The organism is Streptomyces bluensis (assembly GCF_014650715.1).
GTDB classification, from domain to species: Bacteria; Actinomycetota; Actinomycetes; order Streptomycetales; family Streptomycetaceae; genus Streptomyces; species Streptomyces bluensis.
This window is the reverse complement of record NZ_BMVM01000014.1, coordinates 165679-186428: the sequence shown is the minus strand read 5'-3', so window position 1 is coordinate 186428 and position 20750 is coordinate 165679. Positions and strand designations below refer to the sequence as shown.

General features: G+C 69.3%; 16 protein-coding genes and 2 tRNA genes. 10 read left to right on the top strand and 8 right to left on the bottom strand.

The features are described from left to right. Positions 1–1089 precede the first annotated feature (1089 nt). The 4 genes from IE262_RS29355 to IE262_RS29340 all read right to left on the bottom strand — a co-directional run bounded on the left by IE262_RS29355 (position 1090) and on the right by IE262_RS29340 (position 4385). The gene (locus IE262_RS29355; RefSeq protein ID WP_189877895.1) at positions 1090–1968 is read right to left on the bottom strand and encodes an NAD-dependent epimerase/dehydratase family protein; all 879 of its coding nucleotides are present in this window, start codon (positions 1966–1968) and stop codon (positions 1090–1092) included. A gap of 352 nt (positions 1969–2320) precedes the next feature. Continuing rightward, the gene (locus IE262_RS29350) at positions 2321–2947 is read right to left on the bottom strand and encodes a LysE family translocator (protein WP_189877893.1); all 627 of its coding nucleotides are present in this window, start codon (positions 2945–2947) and stop codon (positions 2321–2323) included. A 221-nt stretch (positions 2948–3168) separates the two neighbouring features. Next, positions 3169–3639 carry an NUDIX domain-containing protein gene (locus IE262_RS29345; protein ID WP_189877891.1) on the bottom strand — a complete coding sequence of 157 codons (471 nt, stop codon included), beginning with the start codon at positions 3637–3639 and terminating at the stop codon, positions 3169–3171. Between the two features lie 2 nt (positions 3640–3641). Then, entirely contained in the window at positions 3642–4385 is a 744-nt protein-coding gene (locus tag IE262_RS29340; protein ID WP_189877889.1) for an XRE family transcriptional regulator, read from the bottom strand. A gap of 119 nt (positions 4386–4504) precedes the next feature. On the opposite strand from IE262_RS29340, the gene IE262_RS29335 reads away from it, so the two are divergent. Continuing rightward, positions 4505–4735, top strand: coding sequence for a hypothetical protein (locus IE262_RS29335; protein ID WP_229877563.1), 231 nt, complete (start codon positions 4505–4507; stop codon positions 4733–4735). A 1016-nt stretch (positions 4736–5751) separates the two neighbouring features. Here IE262_RS29335 and IE262_RS29330 read toward each other — a convergent pair. Then, complete coding sequence (locus IE262_RS29330; RefSeq protein ID WP_189877888.1) at positions 5752–6165, bottom strand: GntR family transcriptional regulator; 414 nt, start codon at positions 6163–6165, stop codon at positions 5752–5754. A 188-nt stretch (positions 6166–6353) separates the two neighbouring features. Here IE262_RS29330 and IE262_RS29325 point away from each other — a divergent pair, with 188 nt between their 5' ends. From IE262_RS29325 to IE262_RS29300, 7 genes are all read left to right on the top strand, one after another. After that, entirely contained in the window at positions 6354–6710 is a 357-nt protein-coding gene (locus IE262_RS29325; RefSeq protein ID WP_189877886.1) for an SCO3933 family regulatory protein, read from the top strand. An 83-nt stretch (positions 6711–6793) separates the two neighbouring features. Beyond that, positions 6794–6919: a hypothetical protein gene (locus IE262_RS40250; RefSeq protein WP_268249586.1), complete on the top strand. Its 126-nt coding sequence runs from the start codon at positions 6794–6796 to the stop codon at positions 6917–6919. Beyond that, positions 6916–8337 carry an FtsK/SpoIIIE domain-containing protein gene (locus IE262_RS29320; RefSeq protein ID WP_189877884.1) on the top strand — a complete coding sequence of 474 codons (1422 nt, stop codon included), beginning with the start codon at positions 6916–6918 and terminating at the stop codon, positions 8335–8337. Before IE262_RS40250 ends, IE262_RS29320 begins: the two co-directional genes overlap by 4 nt. A 51-nt stretch (positions 8338–8388) precedes the next feature. Then, positions 8389–9096, top strand: a complete 708-nt coding sequence (locus IE262_RS29315; RefSeq protein ID WP_189877882.1) for a DUF2637 domain-containing protein — start codon at positions 8389–8391, stop codon at positions 9094–9096. Between the two features lie 151 nt (positions 9097–9247). Then, entirely contained in the window at positions 9248–10735 is a 1488-nt protein-coding gene (locus tag IE262_RS29310) for a replication initiator (RefSeq protein ID WP_189877880.1), read from the top strand. Next, a complete protein-coding gene (locus IE262_RS29305; protein WP_189877878.1) occupies positions 10732–10914 on the top strand; it encodes a helix-turn-helix domain-containing protein in 183 nt (60 codons plus the stop codon). The genes IE262_RS29310 and IE262_RS29305 overlap by 4 nt, the downstream gene beginning before the upstream one ends. Continuing rightward, the gene (locus IE262_RS29300) at positions 10914–12197 is read left to right on the top strand and encodes a site-specific integrase (protein WP_189877876.1); all 1284 of its coding nucleotides are present in this window, start codon (positions 10914–10916) and stop codon (positions 12195–12197) included. The genes IE262_RS29305 and IE262_RS29300 overlap by 1 nt, the downstream gene beginning before the upstream one ends. A 91-nt stretch (positions 12198–12288) precedes the next feature. Here IE262_RS29300 and IE262_RS29295 read toward each other — a convergent pair. Continuing rightward, positions 12289–12361 (bottom strand) — tRNA-Arg (locus IE262_RS29295). Between the two features lie 220 nt (positions 12362–12581). After that, positions 12582–12672 (bottom strand) — tRNA-Ser (locus IE262_RS29290). A 342-nt stretch (positions 12673–13014) separates the two neighbouring features. Between IE262_RS29290 and IE262_RS29285 the strand changes: the two genes are divergently transcribed. Both IE262_RS29285 and IE262_RS29280 read left to right on the top strand, forming a co-directional pair. Further along, the gene (locus IE262_RS29285; RefSeq protein WP_189877874.1) at positions 13015–13530 is read left to right on the top strand and encodes an SSI family serine proteinase inhibitor; all 516 of its coding nucleotides are present in this window, start codon (positions 13015–13017) and stop codon (positions 13528–13530) included. A gap of 363 nt (positions 13531–13893) precedes the next feature. Further along, the gene (locus IE262_RS29280; protein ID WP_189877872.1) at positions 13894–18885 is read left to right on the top strand and encodes a response regulator; all 4992 of its coding nucleotides are present in this window, start codon (positions 13894–13896) and stop codon (positions 18883–18885) included. Between the two features lie 91 nt (positions 18886–18976). On the opposite strand, the gene IE262_RS29275 is transcribed toward IE262_RS29280, so the two are convergent. Beyond that, a complete protein-coding gene (locus tag IE262_RS29275; protein WP_373305171.1) occupies positions 18977–20632 on the bottom strand; it encodes a long-chain fatty acid--CoA ligase in 1656 nt (551 codons plus the stop codon). Between the last annotated feature and the right edge of the window lie 118 nt (positions 20633–20750).

The following is a 20750-nucleotide window of genomic DNA, read 5'->3' as shown; positions in this document are numbered from 1 at the left end:
AAAGGCCGCATCCGGTAGCGCTAAAGCGCCCGTCCGTGCCTGTGACGGGATTGCCGGCGACACCCCGCGCAGTGATTGTCACTCCTGCGATGGTTTCCGAGTCGACCCTCTTACCGTCCAGAACTGCGGATCCCCTGGCTGGCTTCATGAACGCCGCGCAGTCCGCCGGGCTGGCGATCAGGTTCACGAGGGGGAAGGCGAGAGGTACCCCGTTAGGAACACTGCAGGTCCGCTTGGCCTGAGTGCCGAACGTGCCCGCCAGGAACCACACATCCTGCGGCTGGTTACGCCCGCACTCGCTTCCGTCCTCGTCAGCGACCGGGTTTGTACGTCCAGGCTCGGACATGGCCCATGTCCACCACTGGCTCTGCAGAGCCTGAGGAGAGAGGCGGGCTTGCGCTGGCGACGGCACCTCTGAAGGAGAAGCTGTCGATGCCTGCTCCGTCTTCGTCGAGTCTTCTGATCCCTCGGATGCGCGAGCTCCACATCCCACCAGTGCAGCCAGCACCACGGTGGTGAGTCCCACTCTGCCGGGTTTGATCTTCATGAGTGCCCCTCCCGCGCCGCACCAATACCTCGACCCCCCGGTCGCCCTGCGGCATGCGCGGACACCCTACTCGCGGGCTTGCCAACCGCTCCGGCCACGGTTGCTGTACTTCGCTGCTGTACAGCCGGAAAAACTCAGAGGCCCCGGATCACTCCGGGGCCTCTGACCTGTGTGCACTCGGCAGGATTCGAACCTGCAACCTTCTGATCCGTAGAATCGGGCAGGCTGTTGGGCAGGGGTTCCGCCTTCCTCCCGGCTGATCGCTGATGATCGCGACCAACGGTCTCTGTGTGCCGTCGTTGCCGTCAGGGTTGCCGTCAGCGCACTGGCCTCCAGCCTCTAGCGGACGGCGTCCACAAGATCCACTAAGGATTGTCCCGCAAATGAGGTTCGAGTTGATGCGGGTCCGGTTGATCCCGATCTAGCGGCTATGGCGTTGCTGTGGGTCCTGGCATGCTGTCTTCGGCCGGGCCCAGGGGAAGCGTGCGGGGCCCATTGAGGCGGCGTTGGTCACGCGCTCGGCGGGACTGCCGTCGGAACGCTCATGCGCTCAGCCCATCAGCGGCATCGCGCAGTAGTTGCCGGACTCCGCGAACAGGGCGATATCCGAAGGCGTTCGAGGCGGCGGTCGAGTCGTACACCCGGTCTAGGCGATCGGGCACTGGCCACCCCCGGTCGCGGAATGCCTCGAAGACGTCCGGAGCCCGCCTGGCGAGGACCGCGCCCGCATCACGGTGCAGGGCAAGGCAGTCCTCTCGGTGAAACGGGTGCGGCCCGGAGATGTTGAACCTGCCGGTCACGGTGGAGTGCGTCACGGCCAGGACCCCCGCCGTCGCGACGTCGGCCAGGTCGACCGCCCGGTGCAGCAGGTGGCGGGCCAGCACAGGCAGTGGCTCCGGAAAGCATCGCGCTATGCGCAGCGTGACCGAGGAAACGCTGCCGGCGTCCACGAGATCCTCGGCGGCCAGTTTGGTCTCGTCGTAGATGTCCCGGGGAAGCGGCGTGAGCTGCTCGTCCACCCAGACCGCGCGGTCGGTGGGTACCAGGGCGTGTCCGTAGACACTCGTGCTGCTGATGTAGAGAACGCGCCGGACGTCGAGGCGGGCAGCGTCGTTGAGCAGTTCCGCAGTCACGCCGACGTTCACGGCACGGAACTCTTCATCGGTCAGGCGCCCGACGTGCGGGGCGTGCAGCGCGGCGGCATGGACCAGAACATCAGCCGACTGTAATGCGGTCCGCCGCACACGCCGATCTCGCAGGTCTGCGATGGCACTCGTCCAACAGCCGGGCACACGGTCCACGCCGCGGACCACCCAGCCAGCCGCGTCGAAAGCCGCCGCCAGGGCCGATCCGACCCGGCCCGAACTTCCCGTAACCACAACCACCCCAGCAGGGGCCCCTTTTCCCCGCTCCGCGCGCATCTTCTGATTCTTTCATCCCCGCGCGGAAGCGAACGGAGGAAGCCGTGCACCGCCGGACCGGGCAATTCCTCACACACCTCGGTTCCCACGTGGGAGGAGTCGCTTAGCGTGAACTGTGCTGGTCGCCCTGGGCATTCGAACCGCAACGGCGAGCGAGAACCTCATGCCTCACCTCGCAAAGCTGCCTGGCACGGTGAAACGATCTTGACATGACTGGAGTGATCACGGCGTCGGAGACGTCCTGGATAACCCCCACTCACCGGGTTGAGCTCGTCAGTTCGGCGAGTTGATCACGGCGCTGCGCCGCATTTCATCGTGACCGGCCGCTGCGGGACGGCTAAGACGTGCAGGTTCAACTTGCCGTCGCTGCTCGAACCCCAAAGGCGACCAGCACGGCTCCTGCAAGCCGACTCATCCAACGCCGGAATGGTGGTGTGTCAAATGCCGTGCGCGCGACAGCGATCACGGATGCCCAGAAGAGCAGCCACACCAGCACGACGGCTATATGCGCGATCGCAAGCGTCGCGATCTGTGGCGCGATGGGGCGGCTGGAGGTCAGGAACTGCGGCACCAGGGTGAGATAGACCGATGCAGCCTTCGGATTGAGGACGTTGGACCACAGCCCCTGACCAAAGCCTCCGAGTCGAGCCCACAGCAGGCGCCATCGCCTGCGTGTCGTTGGTTCTTCGCCTCGACATGCTGAACGCCACGTGGTCACACCCAACCAGATGAGATAGACGCCGCCCAGCAGCTTCACCATCGTCAGCGCCTGAGTAGACGACATGACGAGGGCAGACAGGCCAACCGCAGCAAACGTCGCGTGGACCAAGAGCCCGCACGCCGAGCCCAACGCGGCGCGCATACCGTCGGACCGCGAACCCGCGATCACCTGCTGCGTGACCAGCGTGAAGCTCGTGCCGGGAATCAGTGTCAGGGGTGTGACCGCGGCCACGAAGCCGAGTACCAGATGCCACTGCACGTAACGAGCTTACGCAACGGCCGTGTGCCAAACCTCTCGGTTCCCCGGCCCGGTTTAAGACAAGCCGGATCGGGGCCAACCGCGCCCCACATCAACCCGGAGAATGTGTCACCTGGGAGCGTTCCACCCTCGCCGGTGCCACTGGCATGAGCCGGGCAGCAGTGTCCAACCGGCCTTTCTGCGCCCATGCGGCTGAGTACCCGTTATCCCGATCGGCGAGGTCAGCCGAGATAAGGCCGCTCACGGTGCTCCAGGAAGTGACGAATCCGGAGTCGCTGCGTGTGGTGCATCGGCAGTTGATCAATCTCCTCTGATTGGACGAACCGCAGCTCCGTGGACTCGTCTGAGATCGCGAGCCGACCACCGACTACGCGGGCGGTGAAGCAGACGTTGAACTGTCTCCGCACCTCACCGTCCGAGTAGGCGATGATGTGGCGAGGGTCGGTGTACGTGCCCACAAGTCCGGTGATCTCCACGTCCAGACCCGTTTCCTCCTTCACCTCGCGGACGGCCGTTCCCGGAAGTGAATCGGTCATCTCCATGCCACCGCCAGGGAGCGCCCAGAGATCGTTGTCCCGTCGGCGCTGAAGGAGAACGCGCCCCTCGTTGTCGGTAACCACGGCGGACGCGGCGACCACCAAGCTGTTCGGCTCAGGCGCCGCTGGGTCGTCGTAGTACTCGGTCCGTGCCATGGTCACCCTTCCCTTACCGGCGTCGCGGTCTCCCACACCGCGTCAAAGCTGCTGGCGTAGGTGTCGAACATGCCACCCTCTCCGCTGCGCCGAAGATGCCACACGGGGGCACCGTAGGCGTTCACGCCCCAGACATGAGCGTTGACCAATGCCTGATCATCGGCTCGGTAAATGGAGTTGTAGAGCGTAGTGGCATGGGTCCGCACCTCGATGCCAGGTACCCCGACAAGGGGGCGATAGTGCATCAGCGCGAGGCGGCAACGGGACTGGATCCCGTGGCCGAACTTCTCTTCGTCGCCACGCTGCTGGACGTTTGAACTGTCCGCGTCGCCGAGTGCAATACGGACTGCGCAGCCCTCAGCCGCTCGCTCCTTCAAGAGCTCGTTGAGTCTCGGGTACGCCTCGTGCAAGAAGACGGCGGCGTACACCAGCACGTCGATCTGCTCGCGGGCCTGGGTCAGCATGTCCACGAAGGTGGACACAGGGATGTCCGCCCGCTGGTCGTAGAGAGCCACAAGTTCCGGACTGACAGCGCGGGCAGGGCGTGCCTGCCGGAGCGCGGGCCATAGAGCGTGCACGTCTTCTCCTAGCGTTTCCGCTGCCAACATGGCCGTGGCACGGCGCGGCGTACGCCCCAGATTGACCCAGCGTTCGACGGACTTGGGATCGACTTCGACCTTGTCCGCGAGGGCGTTGTACGTCCAGCCGCCAGCCGCCATCGCAGCACGTAACCTCTCGTTCGGCATCCCAATCTCTCCTAACACCGGAGGACGGCACTAGGGACGTTTCACACCACGCGGGACGTCCCGAAGAGAGGTTTGTCGGCGGTTCCAACGTCCTGATGGGCGGCAGCATGCTCGTGTGCATGGCGAGCAACCAGCAGACCAGACCAGGCATCGGTGAACTGGCAAAAGACAGCGCCAGTGGACGTATCGGCGTTGTCATGGGTGAGGTCGGCGGCCGCGTACAGATAAGGCCCGTCGATGGCGGCAGGGAGTGGGATGCCATGCCGGACAACGTCGTGGCGCCGCGTGCGCGGGAGGAACTGAGCGCACGCCTGGCCATCCGGAACGGCAACAGCCGGAACGGGCTGTGATGCGCGCCATCGGCCGGTATGCGGGAGTCCTGTTCATCATCATGATCAGCGGGTCGTGCGGCCTGGTGATCGGAATGGCTCTCAGCTTCGGCCAGTAGACCGGCCGCCCCGAGCGGGTGCCAGTTCCCCGGCTCCCCGTCCCCGTTCGGGGCGGCCATCCAAGCCCGCGACCCGGTCGCCCATGCCAACAACCAAAAGACCGGACCACCCCTCAGCCTGGACAGCATTCCGGGTGGTCCGGTCGTGGAAGCCCTGATCAGGACCCCGGTGCCGATGGTACCGGGGCAGTTGGCGTGCTCGGATGCGGGTGCTGCTTCAACCCCGGCCTCAGGTTGTCGAGTTGGAGAGGGGTCCTGACCTGAGCCACCGAAAGTCAGCCACGACGACGGGTGCGCCGACCGAGCACCCGCCACGTGTGCTTCCAGCAACCACCCGCCAACCTCAGCCACGCTTCTTTCATGCGTCACGGACCGCACCTCGATCCGGCCTGGGCGTTTCCTACGTCGCGCATGGCACATGGGCCCGGACTGCGGCTCCGTGGGTCATGCGGCCTGAAGCGGTGGGCGGTTGAGTGACGTGGTCCCGCTTGGTGGGCGTCGGCCTGGTCCTGGTGCTGGGCGTGGTCAGGTTGCTTCCTGGTCTGACTGTCCGCCTTGGCGGTGCTGCGCGCTGAGCGGGTGGGGCCGCTGGAGCGGTGGCGGAGACAAGGAGCGGCGGCGGCCCTTGGCCGCCAGCGCGCGCGGGCCGCCGTAGGCGGGCCGCCTTGATCCAGTAAAGAAACTCTGAACAGCTCCGCTGCGCTGGACCCTTGGCCGGTCGTGCGGCCATGCGCTGTCCCCGCCTTCCCGCCAAGTCCTCGGCGGTTGGCTGAACGCAATAGCAGCAACGGCACAACAACGAACGGGTGGACATGAACAAGCAAGAGGCAGCACACATAGCGGCGCGGCTCAAGGAGGTGGAGGAAAAGCTGACGCGACTGGAGGTTCTGTTGCGTCGGGTCGCCGAAAAGCGGTCCGCTACTTCTTCGACCCCTTCGCCTCGGTGACGCCGCCCAGTTGCTGGAAGACCTGCAACAGACCGTCCAGCCTGGCGTTTATGGCATCCAGCCGTTCAGACAGTTCGATGTACTCCGGCGTGGGCATCCGCCCGCCGCTTGCCGCCTCCGCAGCGCCGGCCTTCGGGTCGGCCTCGGAAGGCAGGGGATCGGCGACGAAGTTGCCCCGACCCGGCATGGTGTGGATCAGCCCTTCGTCGCGCAGCATGCGCAGCGCGGAACGCGCGGTCATGTTCGCGATCTCGTAGGTGGCTTCGAGGTCACGGGACGAAGGGACCCGCTCGCCCGGCTTGAGGCGGCCGGACCGAATCTGTCGCCGTAGCTCCTCGGCGACCAAGCGGTACGGCGGAGTGTCGGAATCCTTGGGCAGCTTCATAGCCCGAGGGTAGCGGGCCTAGCCCGTCTACCGCAGTAAGACCCTGGTGCACCCCCATTTTTCGGCATGCGCTAGCTCCACCCTAGGTGCGATGTGCGCTAAGCGCTTGACGCACTAGACGGAGGTGATGCACAGTTGATCTCGCTTCGCCACCCCGGCGGAGCATCTACCGAAAGGACGTAACACCCATGGCTCGTATCCGAGTTGGCCTGCTCCCGATCGCGTCGTTCATGGTCGGCACCCTGCCGGTGCCGAAGTACGCGGACGCCGAGAAGACCCAGTTCGCGACTGACCGCGAGACCGGCGCGAAGCTCTACACGATCACCCTCTTCTTCATGGAGGAGGACCGCGCCGAGGCACTGAAGATCACCGTTCCGGAGACCGGTCTTCCCAACGGCCTCAAGCCGGGTCTGCCGGTGATGCCGGTAGAGCTGTTCGCCACCCCGTGGGCCCGGATCTTCAACGGCCAGCTCTCGGACGGCATCGCCTACCGCGCAGACCGCCTCGACCTGCTCACCCCGGCTCCGGCCGCTGACGCGGCGTGAGCGGCACCGCTTTCCGGTTCGGCGCTGAGCGTGGCTACCCGCTGCCTCACGCCGGACCGGATTCCCGGTTCAGCCAATCCCTCGTGAACTCGGTGGCGGCCGTGCTCGTCGGCTACGGCTACCCCCGCCTCGTCGCCTGGGAGGACTGGGCAGCCCTCGAATCGGCCCTCGCGGCCTTCCTCTACAACCCACAGGAGAACGACGGATGAAAGAGCTGAACGACATAGTGGAAGAGGCATACGGCTTCGGCGCCCTGATCGTCTGCCTGGGGCTGACCGCCCTGGTCGCGTGGACGGTGTGGTGGGTGGTCCGCTACCTGCGTGCCGATGCCATGACCCGGCAGTCCATCCGGCAGGCGGTGCGCGTGCGGCGGACCTGGAAGCGGTTGGCGCCGATGCTGAAGCTGTCGGTCACGGACAAGACCCCGACCGCGCTGGCGTCGCTGGCGAACACGGACGGCAAGCCCATCAAGCCCCGCGTCCTGATCCCTGCTCTGAAGGTCACGCACGACCCGTACGGGGTGATCGCACGGGCGACCTGTCTGCCCCGCGTGGGCCTGGAACAGTTCCAGAAGGCGGCCCCGCATCTGGCGGATGCCTGGCGGTGCACGAGGGTCGCGGTCACGCAGGACAGTCCAGGACACGTCGTCATACGTGGCGTGCGGCTCGATCCTCTGAAGTTCAAGACCGAGCACCGTCCCACGGGTGAGGTGCCGGAGGAGATCGCCCGGTGGGACCTGGGTCTCGACGAGTACGCACAGCCGGTGTCCGTCGACCTCACGCAAGTGCCCGGCGTGACCGTGGCCGGTCTTCCGGGCTTCGGCAAGACATCGCTCATCAACCGGCTGATCTGCGACTGGTCGCCCTCGCCAGCGATTCAGTTCGTCTGTGCCGATGGCAAGGTGTCCACCGCCAGAGAGGGCGACTACGCCCATCTCGTGAAGCGGATGTTCGCCTTCGTCGGTGACGACCTCGAAAAGGCCAACGCCCTGTTCCGGCGGTTGGTGGAGCTGCGGCGCGCCCGCGTCTCGGCGGCTGAGCACGTCCTCGGGGTGCAGAGCATGTGGGAGATCGGGCCGTCCCGAGCGTGGCCACTCGTCGTCGTGATCATCGATGAGGCGCACACCTACTTCCGCGACCACAAGGGCAGCGACCCGAAGACGAAGAAGCTCGCCGCGCTCGCCGCCGAGAACGCCCGGCTGGTGGAGGACCTGGTGAAGAAGGGCCGCAGCATGGGCATCCTCGTCATCCTCGCCACCCAGAAGTCCACCGGTGACGCGATCCCCACGTTCATCCGTGATGTGTGCCCCATCGGCCTGTCCTTCGCGCAGAAGACCGCCGAGGCTGCCGTCGCCGCGCTCGGTGAGGACATCCGGGAATGGCCCGACGCCAACCCCATCAACCTCCAGGACCGCGCCTACGTCGGCGTCGCCTCCATGAACCACCAGTCCCAGCCCGGATTCACCCGTATCCGCACGCCCTTCGTGTCCGGCAGGGACAGCGCGGCCATCGCCCAGCAGACCGCCCACCTCACCGCAGACCCGGCCGCCCTGCTCACCGCCCGACTCCCCGGCGTCGACTTCACCAAGTCCGACCCGGACGACGCCACCCCGCCCATGGCGGCCTGACTCATCAGGCCAACCACTCGCGGCTTCCTCTCAGAAAGGAGGTGAACACCCATGACTGAGGACCGGATCACTCAGCGCACCGTCACCGCCGTGATGATCGTCATCGCCCTGCTGGCGTTCGTCTTCTCCTTCGGCAACGTCTGGGCCCTGGCCCTGCGCCTGGGCGTCCCCGCCCCGATCGCGCCGCTGATCGCCCCGATGGTGGACCTGTCGGTGGTCGGCCTCCTGGTGGCCCTGCGCTACCTCTCCCTGCGCGGCGTCCCGCCCGAGCAGATGACGGCAGCCACCCGTCTCATGCACGTCTCCGGACTGCTGACCCTGGCCCTGAACATCGCCGAACCCGTCGTCGCCGGGCACTACGGCCGTGCTGCCGTCGACGCCGTGGCCCCGCTGCTGCTCCTCGGCTGGGGAGCCGTCGGCCCGCAGCTCCTCCGCTCCTTCCACGCAGTCGCCTCCGGCGCCACCGCCCCGGCCTCCGCCGTGCAGGAACCCGCCTCGACGTCCGTACCTCCGGTCACCGCTGCGGAACCGGCTCCTGTCCCGGCGCCTGCTCCCTCGCAGCCCCGCCCGGCCGCATCCGCTATGGCTCCCGCCCCGGCCGCGCCTTCGGCCAAGGTGCCTGAGCCGCTGCTGGTTGAAGCGCGCTCCATCGCCGCATCGCACGAGGCCGAGCACGGCGAACCCATCACAGTGGCCGAGCTCAAGAGGCGGCTCGGCATCGGCCTGCCCATGGCCACCGCCCTCCACGCCGCGCTGTAGCGCCGCGCTCTCCTCGCCGGCCTTCCGGCACCTCCCACCCTCGCCCGCCCCTGGGCCGGACCTGTCATGCCTGCGGGCAGCAGCCCGAGCGCACTGAATCGCTGCTGCCCGCAGGTCCCACCCTCGCGTCAGAACGGAGACCCCGCCACCCATGCGCCGCCCCCTCGACCTGCGCCATGTGATCAGCCCCAGCCTGCGGGACCTGATCGAACTGGCCAACACTCACGACTTCGACCGCGTCACCGAACAGGTCCGCAACCTGCGCGGCTGCACCAGCCCCGTCAATCTCCACGGCTGGACGGTCACCACCGACGAGGCCACCAAGGAAGTGGTCCGCTCCTACCGCTCCGAGGACGAGCCCTCCGGACGCCTGCTGACCACCTGCGGCAACCGCCGCGCCTCCCGCTGCCCCGCCTGCTCACGCGTGTACGCGACCGACACCTACCACCTGATCAAGGCCGGACTGTCCGGCGGCAAGAACGTCGCCGAAACCGTCCGCGACCACCCCCGCGCCTTCGTCACCCTCACCGCCCCCTCCTTCGGCCCAGTCCACAACATCAAGACCGACAGCGCGGGCAAGCCCCGCCCTTGCGCCTGCGGTACCCACCACGCTGAGGACGACCCGGCGTTGGGCACCCCGCTCGCCCCGGCCACGTACGACTACACGGGCGCCGTGCTGTGGAACGCCCACGCCGGACAGCTCTGGGCACGCTTCACCACCTACCTGCGCCGGGCCCTGGCCGAACACCTCGGCATGACGCAGAAGGCGCTGACCACCGCCCTGCGCATCTCGTTCGCCAAGGTCGCCGAGTACCAAAAGCGCGGCCTGGTCCACTTCCACGCCGTGTTCCGCTTCGACGGGCCCGACGGCCACACCACCCCGCCCCCGCCCTGGGCCACCTTCGATGCCCTGCGCGCCGCCGTGGGCCTGGCGGTCAAGCGTGCCCGGCTCACCGTCGAGTCCGACTCCATCGGCGAACGCGTCATCGCCTGGGGCGGCCGGTTCAAGGTGGACCCCATCTCGGCCCTGGGCGACGGCGAACTCACCGACGCCAGGGTTGCCGAGTACACAGACGCCAAGGTCGCCGGATACGTCGCCAAGTACGCCACCAAGAACGCCGAAGGTGCGGGCGCCGTAGACCGCACCCTGATGTGCCGCCCCTGCTCCGGACGCGGCTACGTACGCGGCCCGGACGGCTTCCACGACCGGTACGACGACTGCGACGGCACCGGACAGGCCGAACCCATCAAGGCCCTGCCCATCCAGCAACACGTACGGCAGATGATCCGCACCGCATGGGACCTCGGCCACCTGCCGGAATTCGCCCACCTCAAGCTCTGGAAGTGGGCCCACATGCTCGGCTTCCGCGGCCACTTCTCCACCAAGTCCCGCGCCTGCTCGACCACCCTCGGCGCCCTCCGCGACGTACGCCGCGCCTGGCGCCTCGCCCAAGCCGGAGCCGCCCGCACCCGTGCCGACCTCCCCAGCACCGAGGAGAACACCACCCTCGTCACCACCTCCTCCTGGACCTACCTCAGCAGCGGCTACCGCCCCGGCGAGGAACTCCTCGCCGCCCAGGTCCGCCACGACATCGCCTACACGCAACGCCTCAAGCAGGAAGGACTGGTGCCCGCATGACGACGGCCGTGCTCACCGTGGACCAGGTCGCCCAACGGCTCGGCATCAGCCGCTGGAAGGTCCACGACCTGATCCGCTCCCGCGAACTCGCCTCCTTCAAGATCGGCCGCTGTCGCCGCATCAGCGAAGCAGCCGTGGACGCCTACGTATCCCTCCGCACCGAACAGGAAGCCGCCTGATGGCCAAGCCGAGGAAGAACGCCAACAACGAGGGCACCATCTATCAGCGCAAGGACGGCCGTTGGGAGGGCAGTGCGTTCGTGCTGACGACCGACGGCACGTACAAGCGGCGCAGCGTCTACGGCAAGACCTGGGACGACGCGCACGAGAAGCTGACCAGGCTCAAGGCTGACTCCCTCAATGGCCTGCCGGTCGCCACCAGCAAGATGACGCTCGCCGAGTACCTGACGTACTGGCTGGTGAACGTCGCAAAGGGCAAGGTCCGCAGGACGACGTACGTCAACTACGAGTCCCTCGTCCGCAACTACGTCACCCCGAACTTCGGCAAGAAGAAGCTGGTCCGGCTCACCGCTCGCGACATACGCGCCTTCCTCGCGAAGACGGCGGCCACCTGCCAGTGCTGCGCACAGGGGAAGGACAAGAAGCGACCGGAGCACAAGCGGCGCTGCTGCGCCCTCGGCAGGTGCTGCAAGAAGCTCCCCTCAGACCGGACCGTGCGCTTCCTGCTGGTGATCCTCCGTGCCGCCCTCCAGCACGCCGTACGTGAGGACGAGTTGCCCCGGAACGTGGCCCGGAACGTGGAGCTGAGCATGGGCACGAAACGCGAGATCGAACCGCTCACGGCCAAGGAGGGGCGTCAGCTCCTGGCGGCGGCCCGAGACAACCGCCTGTGGGCCGCGTACGAACTGGCCGTCCGCATCGGCCTGCGGCGTGGTGAGCTGCTGGGGCTGCGCTGGTCGGACGTGGACCTTTACGAAGGCGTCCTCACCGTCCGGCAGGCTCTACAGCGGGTCGGCGGCGAACTGCTGATCGTCGCGCCGAAGACGCAGCGCTCGGCTCGCCGCGTGGCCCTGCCGCCGGAGTGCGTGACCGCACTCCGTGCTCAGCGTGCCCAGCAGATCGCCGACCGTAAGGCCGCTGGCGCGAACTGGAAGGGGACGGGCCACGGCCTCGTCTTCACCACGAAGAACGGGACCCCCATCGAGCCGCGCAACCTGAACCGGTCCTTTGAGGCGCTCTGCGTCCGCGCTGGCGTCCGCAAGGTTCGTTTCCACGACCTGCGCCACACCTGCGCGTCCCTGCTTCACGAACAGGGCGCCGACGCCCGCATGATCATGGAAGTCCTCGGCCACAGCTCGATCCGAGTGACCATGGACATCTACACCTTCGTCCGGCTCGACTCCCAGCACTCCGCCTTCGATCGTGTCGGCGACGCGCTGAGGGGTGACGGCACCGATCCCGACGATGACGACGGCGCGGGCGGTGTCCTCGTAGCCGTCTGATCCGCACCCGAATGCGGTTGCCGTCAAACACTGCCGTCAAGGCATAAGCCAGAGGCCCCGTGGATCTCTCCACGGGGCCTCTGGACTGCTGTGCACTCGGCAGGATTCGAACCTGCAACCTTCTGATCCGTAGTCAGATGCTCTATCCGTTAAGCTACGAGTGCTTGTGTGTTCTGTTGTGTTGGCTCTTCCTTCCGGGCTTTTCGGCCCGGTCGGCGTTGCGGGAACAACATTACATGACTGGCGGCGTGAGGCGAAATCCGTTTGCCGCACCCGACCTGACCTGCGAAAACAGCCCAGGGAGGGTCTCGTACGAGCCCCGGATTCAATCCCCGGAACAGCCGAAGCCCCAGTCATCGGAGACCGGGGCTTCGAGAGCAGGCGCGGAGGCGGAGGGATTTGAACCCTCGATGGGCTTTAAGGCCCAAACCGCATTAGCAGTGCGGCGCCATAGACCGGACTAGGCGACGCCTCCAGCACAGCCGCCCGCGCGAGCGCGAGTGGTGTGTGCAGATGATGACACAGCCCAGCGGGGTGTCACCAATCGCCCCCCACGGTACTAGGCGGAGAGGCCGCAGGGCAAAGCCGTATGGCGGTCCGTGGCTCGTGGTTTTTTGTCGCGGGCGATCTCCCGGGCCCTGAGCGCCTGAGGGCCCTGAAGAGCCCCGGCCTCGAAGAGCTCGGGCCCCGAAGAGCTCAGGCCCGAAGACAGGAAGCCGGGGGTCGGGGACCGGGGGTCGGGAAGCCGGAAGCCAGGGAGGCGGAAGCCAGGGAGGCGGTGGCGCAACCGCGCGCGCCCGGAGGCGTTAGGCAGGTCATGGTGCGCCCCTCTTTCTTTCCTTCGCGTCGTCCCGCCGCCCTCCGCCGGTTTCTCGTCGGAGCCGCCGTCCTGGGAGCGGTCACCGGTCTGACCACCGTGCCCCCGGCGGCCTACGCCGAGAGCGGTGGACCCCGGCCGCTGCCCGCACCGGTGCCCGTGCCCGTACCCCCACCGGCTCCCGAAGATCGGCTGACCGTCACGGTCGAGGGCGCCGGCCGTGCCGCCGACGGGGCGTACAGACTGGAGTGCCACCCGGACGGCGGGAGTCATCCGGACGCCCGAGGCGCCTGCGAGAAGCTCGACCACAGCACGACCTGGGGACGGGACCCCTTCGCTCCCGTGGCCCCCGGCACCGTGTGCACGATGCAGTACGGCGGTCCGGCCACCGCCCACGTCACCGGCACCTGGGCCGGTCGCACCGTCGACTCCCGCTTCAACCGCGGGAACGGCTGCGAGATCGCCCGATGGGACGCCCTCGTCCCCGTGCTTCCCGACCTCACCCGCAGCAAGTAGCGGAGAGGCAGTACGGCAAGGGTGGAGCACGGAAGGGGCGGAGCACGGGAAAGGGCGGAGTACGGGAAGGTCGCCACCGAGCCGTCTTGCGCCGTACATATGACCCCGTATACGGCCGTACATAGGTGCGGTCGACCACCCGGTGCTCCCCCTTCGCGAAACGGATCACCGCTCTCGGCAGAGCGAAACGCACGGTCACAGGTCCGCCGCAGATCCCCATAAAGATCCACATGCGACCTCCCTCTCATCCGGGGTCGCGAGCGCAACCACTGCCCGTAGACTCCCTCGCGTGACACGCTGCGAGCGGGTTGGCAAGATGGCCCGGGCGGTCGGCAAGGTGCGGTAACAGGGAGGAAGCGTCTCGTGAGCAGCAGGCCATCCCGAGGCGCTGCTCGCCTCGCAGCCATACTCGACGCGCTTCCTGATGCGTTGGTACTGGTCAACGCCAACGGGACCGTCGTCAACGCGAACACCATCGCCCTGGAGGCCTTCGAAACCCCGGGGACCGCTTTGGTGGGGCGCGGGCTGCTCGATCTGCTGCCCGAATTCGACTCCCGGCTCATCCCCGGGTCCATGCGGCGCCCCGACTCCATCGACCCGCACGGACGCACCAAGCCGACCCGGATGATCGCGCGGAGGACCGACGGGAGCGAGTTCCCGGTCGAGGTCACCAGCGCGAACCTGGAGAACGGCCAGCAGGCGTACGACGGTTACGGCTACACCGGTGACGAGCTGCTCATGCTCGTCGTGCGCGACCTGTCCGGCACGGTCGACACCGAGGCCGAACTCGCCCGTGCGCAGCGGCAGACCGAGATGATCCTGCGGGCCGCCTCCGAGGGTGTGGTGGGGACGGACACGGACGGGCGCATCGTGCTCGTCAATCCGGCGGCCGCTCAGATACTGGGCTACAGGGCCAGTGATCTCGGCGGGCGGGAGCTGCACACCCTCGTCCTGCACTCCCGGGAGGACGGCTCCCCCTTCCCGTATGCGGAGTCGCCTCTCGCCGACACCCTGCGCTCGGGGCGCAAGCACCGGGTGCGCGGGCAGGTGCTGTGGTCGAAGAGCGGCAACAAGGTGCCCGTCGACCTGACCACCGCGCCCGTGCGCGACGGTGACCAGCTCGTCGGCGCCGTCATGACCTTCACCGACCGGCGGCCGTACGACGCGCTCGCCGAGGAGAAGCAGACCGAGACCGCGAAGCACGCGGAGGAGATCGAGAAGCTCGCCGCCGAGCACGCCGAAGAGCTCGGGAAGCTGCGTGAGGAGCACGCCGGCGAGCTCGACGAACTGCGCGAGCGGCACGCCGAGGAACTCGCCGCCGGGGACGAGCGGTACGCGGCGCTCGGCGAGCGCGCGAAGGACCGGTACGAGGCGCTCGCCGCGCGGCACGAGCAGCTCCTCGCCGTGCTCGGGCACTCCCTGCGCGGCCCGCTCGAACAGCTCCGCGGCGAACTCGGCAAGCTCGCCGCCGACGACGCCGGCCAGCTCTGGCCCGAGGCCAACCAGGTCCTCCACCATCTGGCGGCCGGGTACTCGCGCATCACCACGCTCGTCGACAACGTCCTCGGCTACCAGCATCTCGACTCGGGCGACGACGATCTCGTACGGACCGCGGTGATGCTCGACGCCGTCGTCGCGGCCGGGGTCGACGGGGCCGTCGAGCTGATCGGCCCCGGGCGGGTGCAGTTCGCCGTGCACGCGCCGCCCATCGAGGCCGAGGTGGACCAGCGGCGGCTCGCGATCGCGCTCGCGCACCTCATCGCGGACGTCGCCGGGGTCGACGCGACGGGCAACTCGCCCGTCACGACCGGCGGCTACATGGACAACACGGTGGTCGTGGCCGCCGCGCAGCGCGGCGAGGTCGTCCGCATCGAGGTGCGTGGGCCGTATGCCGGGGGAGACCCGGTGCACCAGCCGATCGTCGGCGGGATCGTGCGGGCGCACGGCGGTGTGCTGCAGACGCACGAGGTGCCGGGCATGAGCGGCAGCGCATATGTGCTTGAGGTGCCAATCGGCGGCGGTGCCGGGGCGGTTCCGGCTCAGCAGCAGCCCGCGGTCGACGCCGCCGCAGCCGCGGTGGCCGCGGTGGCCGAGGGCGCCGGTACCGATGGTGTCGGTGCTGACGGTGCCGGCGGGGTCGGTGCCGAGGTCGCGCTGCCGGAGGAGGCAGCGGGAAGTGCTTCGGGAAACGCCTCCAGGCGTGGGCGGCGGCGGGCGCATCGGTCGTCGGTGGACGCGTTCCTGGACGGCGAGGAGTCCGAGGCGGAGGCCGCCGCGCCCACCGGGCGGCGCAGGCGGCGGGCGGAGGCCGCGGACGGTGAGCCCGCGCCGGTGCCGGCGCCGGGCGAGGGCAGCGAGGAGGCGTCCGCCGACTCCGGTGCCGGGTCCGGTGGTACGGGACGGCGGCGTGGGCGGCCCAGTCCCGCGGAGAACAGCGCGCAGGGGGTCGCCGAGGGCGCGGTCGTCACGGCCGCCGAGCATGCGGCGGGCGCCGCGGCCACGGGGCTGGGGGAGACGGTGCCGCCACAGGGCGTGCCCGCACCCGCCGGGCGGCGGGCTCGCCGGAACACCGAGCAGCACGCCCTGCCGCCGGCCCTGCCCGCGGCACCGAGTGCGCCGGGCCCCTCCGGTGCGGACGCTGCCGGTGCGGGCGCGGGCGCTGCCGGTGGACAACCCCAGCCGACCGGGCGCCGTCGCCGGGCCCTCGCCAACGCGGAGGAGCGCGCCGCCGCCCCCCAGGGGACCCCGGGCCGCGCCGTTTTCGCGCTGCCGCCCGCCGCGGCCGACCGGACACCGGAGTACGAGGCCGCGCACGGCGCTGCCGCCGCCGGGCTGGTGAGCGGGGCCGGGGGCCCAGCGGCTCCCATGCCCCCTGGAGCTCCCGTGGTTCCTGCCCAGGCTGCGGGGCAGGTTCCCGCCCTGGGGCCCGCAGTGGATGCCGGAGTGGGTGCCGGAGTGGGAGCCGGTCAGGTGGCCGCCGAAGTGCCGGGCGTGCCCGGTGCCGGAGTGCCGCCCGCTGGTGCGGGAGCTGTCGCTGTGCCTGGTGGTACGTCGGGTGCCGGTATGCCCGGTGGGCCTCAGGCCGGTCACGGGCGTCATGACACGGCGCCGCATGATCCGTCCGACGACCACACCCCGCCGCAGCCGCACCCGTTGCCCGCGCCGACAGGCCGCCGCCGGGCCCGCCGCGCTCCGGAGCAGGGCGAGGCGGCGCTCGCGCCCGCACAGGGCATCCCGGCGCAGATGCCCTCCGCGCAGGGCGCCGTGCCGGGACAGGCAACTGCCGCTGCCGCCCAGGGCATTCAGGCTTCAGGAGGAGGCGGACAGGCCGTCCCGGCGCAGGGAGTTCCGGGACAGCAGCCTGTGCCCCCTCAGGGAGTTGCTCGGCAGCAGCCCGTGCCCCCGCAAGGCGTGCCGACTCCGGCCGCGCAGCCCGTGCCCGCACGCGGAGTGACCGCACCCGCCCAACAGCCCGTGCCCGGGCAGGGAGTTCCGGGGCCTGCACAGCCTGTCCCCGCCCAGGGAACCCCGGGCGGATCCCCCCAGCCCGTGCCCGCGCAGGGTGTTCAGGGTGTTCAGGGTGTGACCGTCCCCGCCCAGCTCCCGATCCAGATCGCCCCCAACCCGGCTGCCCCCGTGCAGGGAGCCCCCGGCGCACCCGCTCCGGGGCAGTCCGTACCAGCGCAGCACGTCCCAGCGCAGCCCGCTCGGGGGCAGCAGCCCGCGCAGGCGGCACCCGCGGGCGCCGGGTCCGTGCCGCCGAACGTGCAGCCCCAGCCCCCCGTCGGCCCTGCCCCGCAGTCGTGGCCGGGCGTACAGGACACCCCGCCCCCGGGCACACCCGTGCAGGCCGGTCCCCAGCCCTGGCCCGGGGCAGACGACACCTCCGGTGCCGGTATGCCCGCCCCAGCCGCCCGTCCCGTACAACCCGGCGCTCCCGCACAACCCGGAGTTCCGGCACAAGCCTCGTCTCCCGCTCCGGCGGAGCAGATCACGCCGTCCGCATCGGCGCCCGGCACCCCGCTCCCGCCCGAGCGGCCGCAACAACCCGCACAGGCACAAGCCCAAGCGCAGGCCCAGGCACAATCCCAGGCGCGGGTCGCGCAGCCGCTGCCCGCCGAGGCCGCCGCACCGGTCGACCCCAACTCGACCCAGGGGCGGGCGATCAGCGTGCGCACGCTCGGCCAAGGCGTACCGTTCGCCCGCCAGCCCCAGCCAGGCGCCGCCCCCACGCCTGCCCCGCACCAGAGCAACGGTTCCGGCACCAACGTCTCCGGCCGCCGCCGCAAACTGGGCACACCCCCCGAGCCCGCCGCGCGCCCGGAGGCAGCGGGACGCCCGCACCCGCAGGGGCCAGGGCAGGCCCAGGCAGCGGCCCCGGCCCCTGCCGCGCAGGCACCCGCGCAGGCACCCGTACCGTCGCAGCCGTCTCTGGCCGGCCAGGCCCCGCTCCCCGCGCAGCCCTCACTCGCCGGCCAGTCCCGCCTTGACGGGGTCACCGACGGCGCCGGGCGCTCGTATGCCATAGGGGCGCCCGACGAGAACGCCGACGAAGGTCCCGAGCCGCTCGACGGCCCCGGTGGCGCGGTGGAGGTCTCCGATCAGCCGCAACCGCGGCCGATGGACGACGAGCTCCCCCCGGAGCCGCTCGACAACCCGCGCCGCCTCCTCGTGTGGCCCGCCCCCGACGTCACCACCCAGCAGGCGCTGAGCGACCGCGGCTACCGGCCCGTCATCGTGAACTCGCGCGAGGAGGTCGACGCACAGATCGCCGCCTTCCCGGCCGCCCTGTTCGTCGACCCGCTCACCGGCCCGATCACACGTACGGCGCTGCAGTCGCTGCGCCAGGCCGCCGTAGCCGCCGAGGTGCCGGTGCTGGTGACGGCGGGCCTCGGGCAGGCGTCGCGGGACGCGGCGTACGGCGCCGACCCCGCCGTACTCCTGAAGGCCCTCGCGCCACGCGACTCCGAGCAGCATCCCCCGCGCGTCCTGCTCATCGAGCAGCACGCGGAGATCGCCCTGGCGCTGACCGCGACACTGGAGCGGCGTGGCATGCAGGTCGCACGGGCCGCGTCCGACGCGGACGCGGTCACACTCGCCGCGCAGATGCGGCCGAACCTCGTGGTGATGGACCTGTTGCAGGTACGCCGCCGCCATGCCGGAATCGTCGACTGGCTGCGCGCCAACGGCCAGTTGAACCGCACTCCGCTCGTCGTCTATACCGCCGCCGTCGACCAGGCCGAACTCCCGCGTCTGGCCTCGGGGGAGACAGTGCTGTTCCTCGCGGAACGCTCGACGAGCCCCGAGGTGCAGGACCGGATCGTGGACCTGCTGGCCCGTATCGGCACGAACTGATCACGAACCTGGCCCGACCGTATGTGGCGGGGGCGCTGTTTCACGTGAAACAGCGCCCCCGCCACATACTCGCCAAAGGCTGTCCGACGTGTCAGATCCGCGTGACGTCCAGCTCCCCCGCGGCGTACCGCCGGCGCAGCACCTTCTTGTCGAACTTGCCCACACTGGTCTTCGGCACCGACTCGATGATCGTCCAGCGCTCGGGGAGCTGCCACTTGGCGATCTTGCCCTCATCGGCGAGGAAGGACCGGAGGACCGTGAAGTCGGCGGTGGCGCCGTCCTTCAACACGACCGTAGCGAGGGGTCGTTCGCCCCATTTATCGTCCGGTACGGCGACGACGGCGGCTTCGGCGACATCCGGGTGGGCCATCAGGGCGTTCTCCAGCTCGACGGACGAGATCCACTCGCCGCCCGACTTGATGACGTCCTTGGCCCGGTCGGTGAGGGTCAGGTAGCCGTCCGGGGTGATGGTGCCGACGTCACCGGTCTTGAGCCAGCCGTCCTCGCTGAACTTGTCGGCGGGCCGCAGGGGTTCGGCTCCCTCACCGCCGTAGTACGCGCCCGCGATCCATGGCCCGCGCACCTCCAGCTCACCCGCCGACTCCCCGTCCCAGGGCAGTCGCTCGCCGCCGGGTCCGGTGAGCCGGGCCTCGACACCGGCGGGGAAACGGCCCTGAGTGAGCCGGTACTCGAATTCCTGGGCAGTGCCGATGACATGGGCGGGCGGACGCGCCACCGTGCCCAGCGGCGAGGTCTCCGTCATCCCCCACGCGTGGCAGACACGCATACCCAACTTGTCGAACGCCTCCATCAACGCGGACGGACAGGCCGAGCCGCCGATGGTGACCTGAGTGAGTGAACCGACGTCACGGGGGCGCTCGCCGAGCTCGGCGAGCAGTCCCTGCCAGATGGTCGGGACGGCCGCCGCATGCGTCGGCTGCTCCTTCTCGATCATCTCGGCGAGCGGTCCGGGCTGCAGGAACCGGTCCGGCATCAGCATGTTCACGCCGGTCATAAAGGTGGCGTGGGGCAGCCCCCAGGCGTTCACGTGGAACTGGGGGACGACGATGAGGGACGTGTCCTGATCGGTCAGCCCCATGGACTGGGCCATGTTGACCTGCATGGAGTGCAGGTAGATCGACCTGTGGGAGTAGACGACGCCCTTGGGGTCGCCGGTCGTGCCGGAGGTGTAGCACATGGAGGCGGCACTGCGCTCATCCAGCTCCGGCCAGTCGTACGTCGTCGGCTTACCGGCCAGGAGCTCCTCGTACTCGTGCACCTGCGGGGTCACCCCCGCCAGCAGCGAACGGTCACCCGGCCCGGAGACGACCACGTGCTCGACCGACGTGAGGTGCGGCAGGAGCGGTGCGAGGAGGGGGAGCAGCGAACCGTTCGCGATGACCACGCGGTCGGCGGCGTGGTTGACGATCCACGCGAGCTGCTCCGCCGGAAGGCGGAGGTTGAGCGTGTGCAGCACGGCGCCCATGGAGGGGATCGCGAAGTACGCCTCGACGTGCTCGGCGTTGTTCCACATCAGTGTCCCCAAAACACTTCCGGGGGTCACTCCGAGATCATCGCGTAGTGCGTGGGCGAGTTGGGCGGCACGGTCGCCGATCTCGGCGAAGGTGCGGCGGTGCGGTTCGCCCTCCCCGGCCCATGTGGTCACCTGCGATGTCCCGTGCAGGGCCGATCCATGACTCAGGATCCTGGAGATCAGCAGCGGTACGTCCTGCATCGTGCTCAGCACCGGGGGCCTCCTCATTGAAGCGGCTACCGCGAGGGTAGGTGTCCCGCGATTGTGCTGGCGTACCACGCAGTATGTCACTAGGCGACGGCGGATTGGTCCGCCGGTGTCGGGGCTTGGC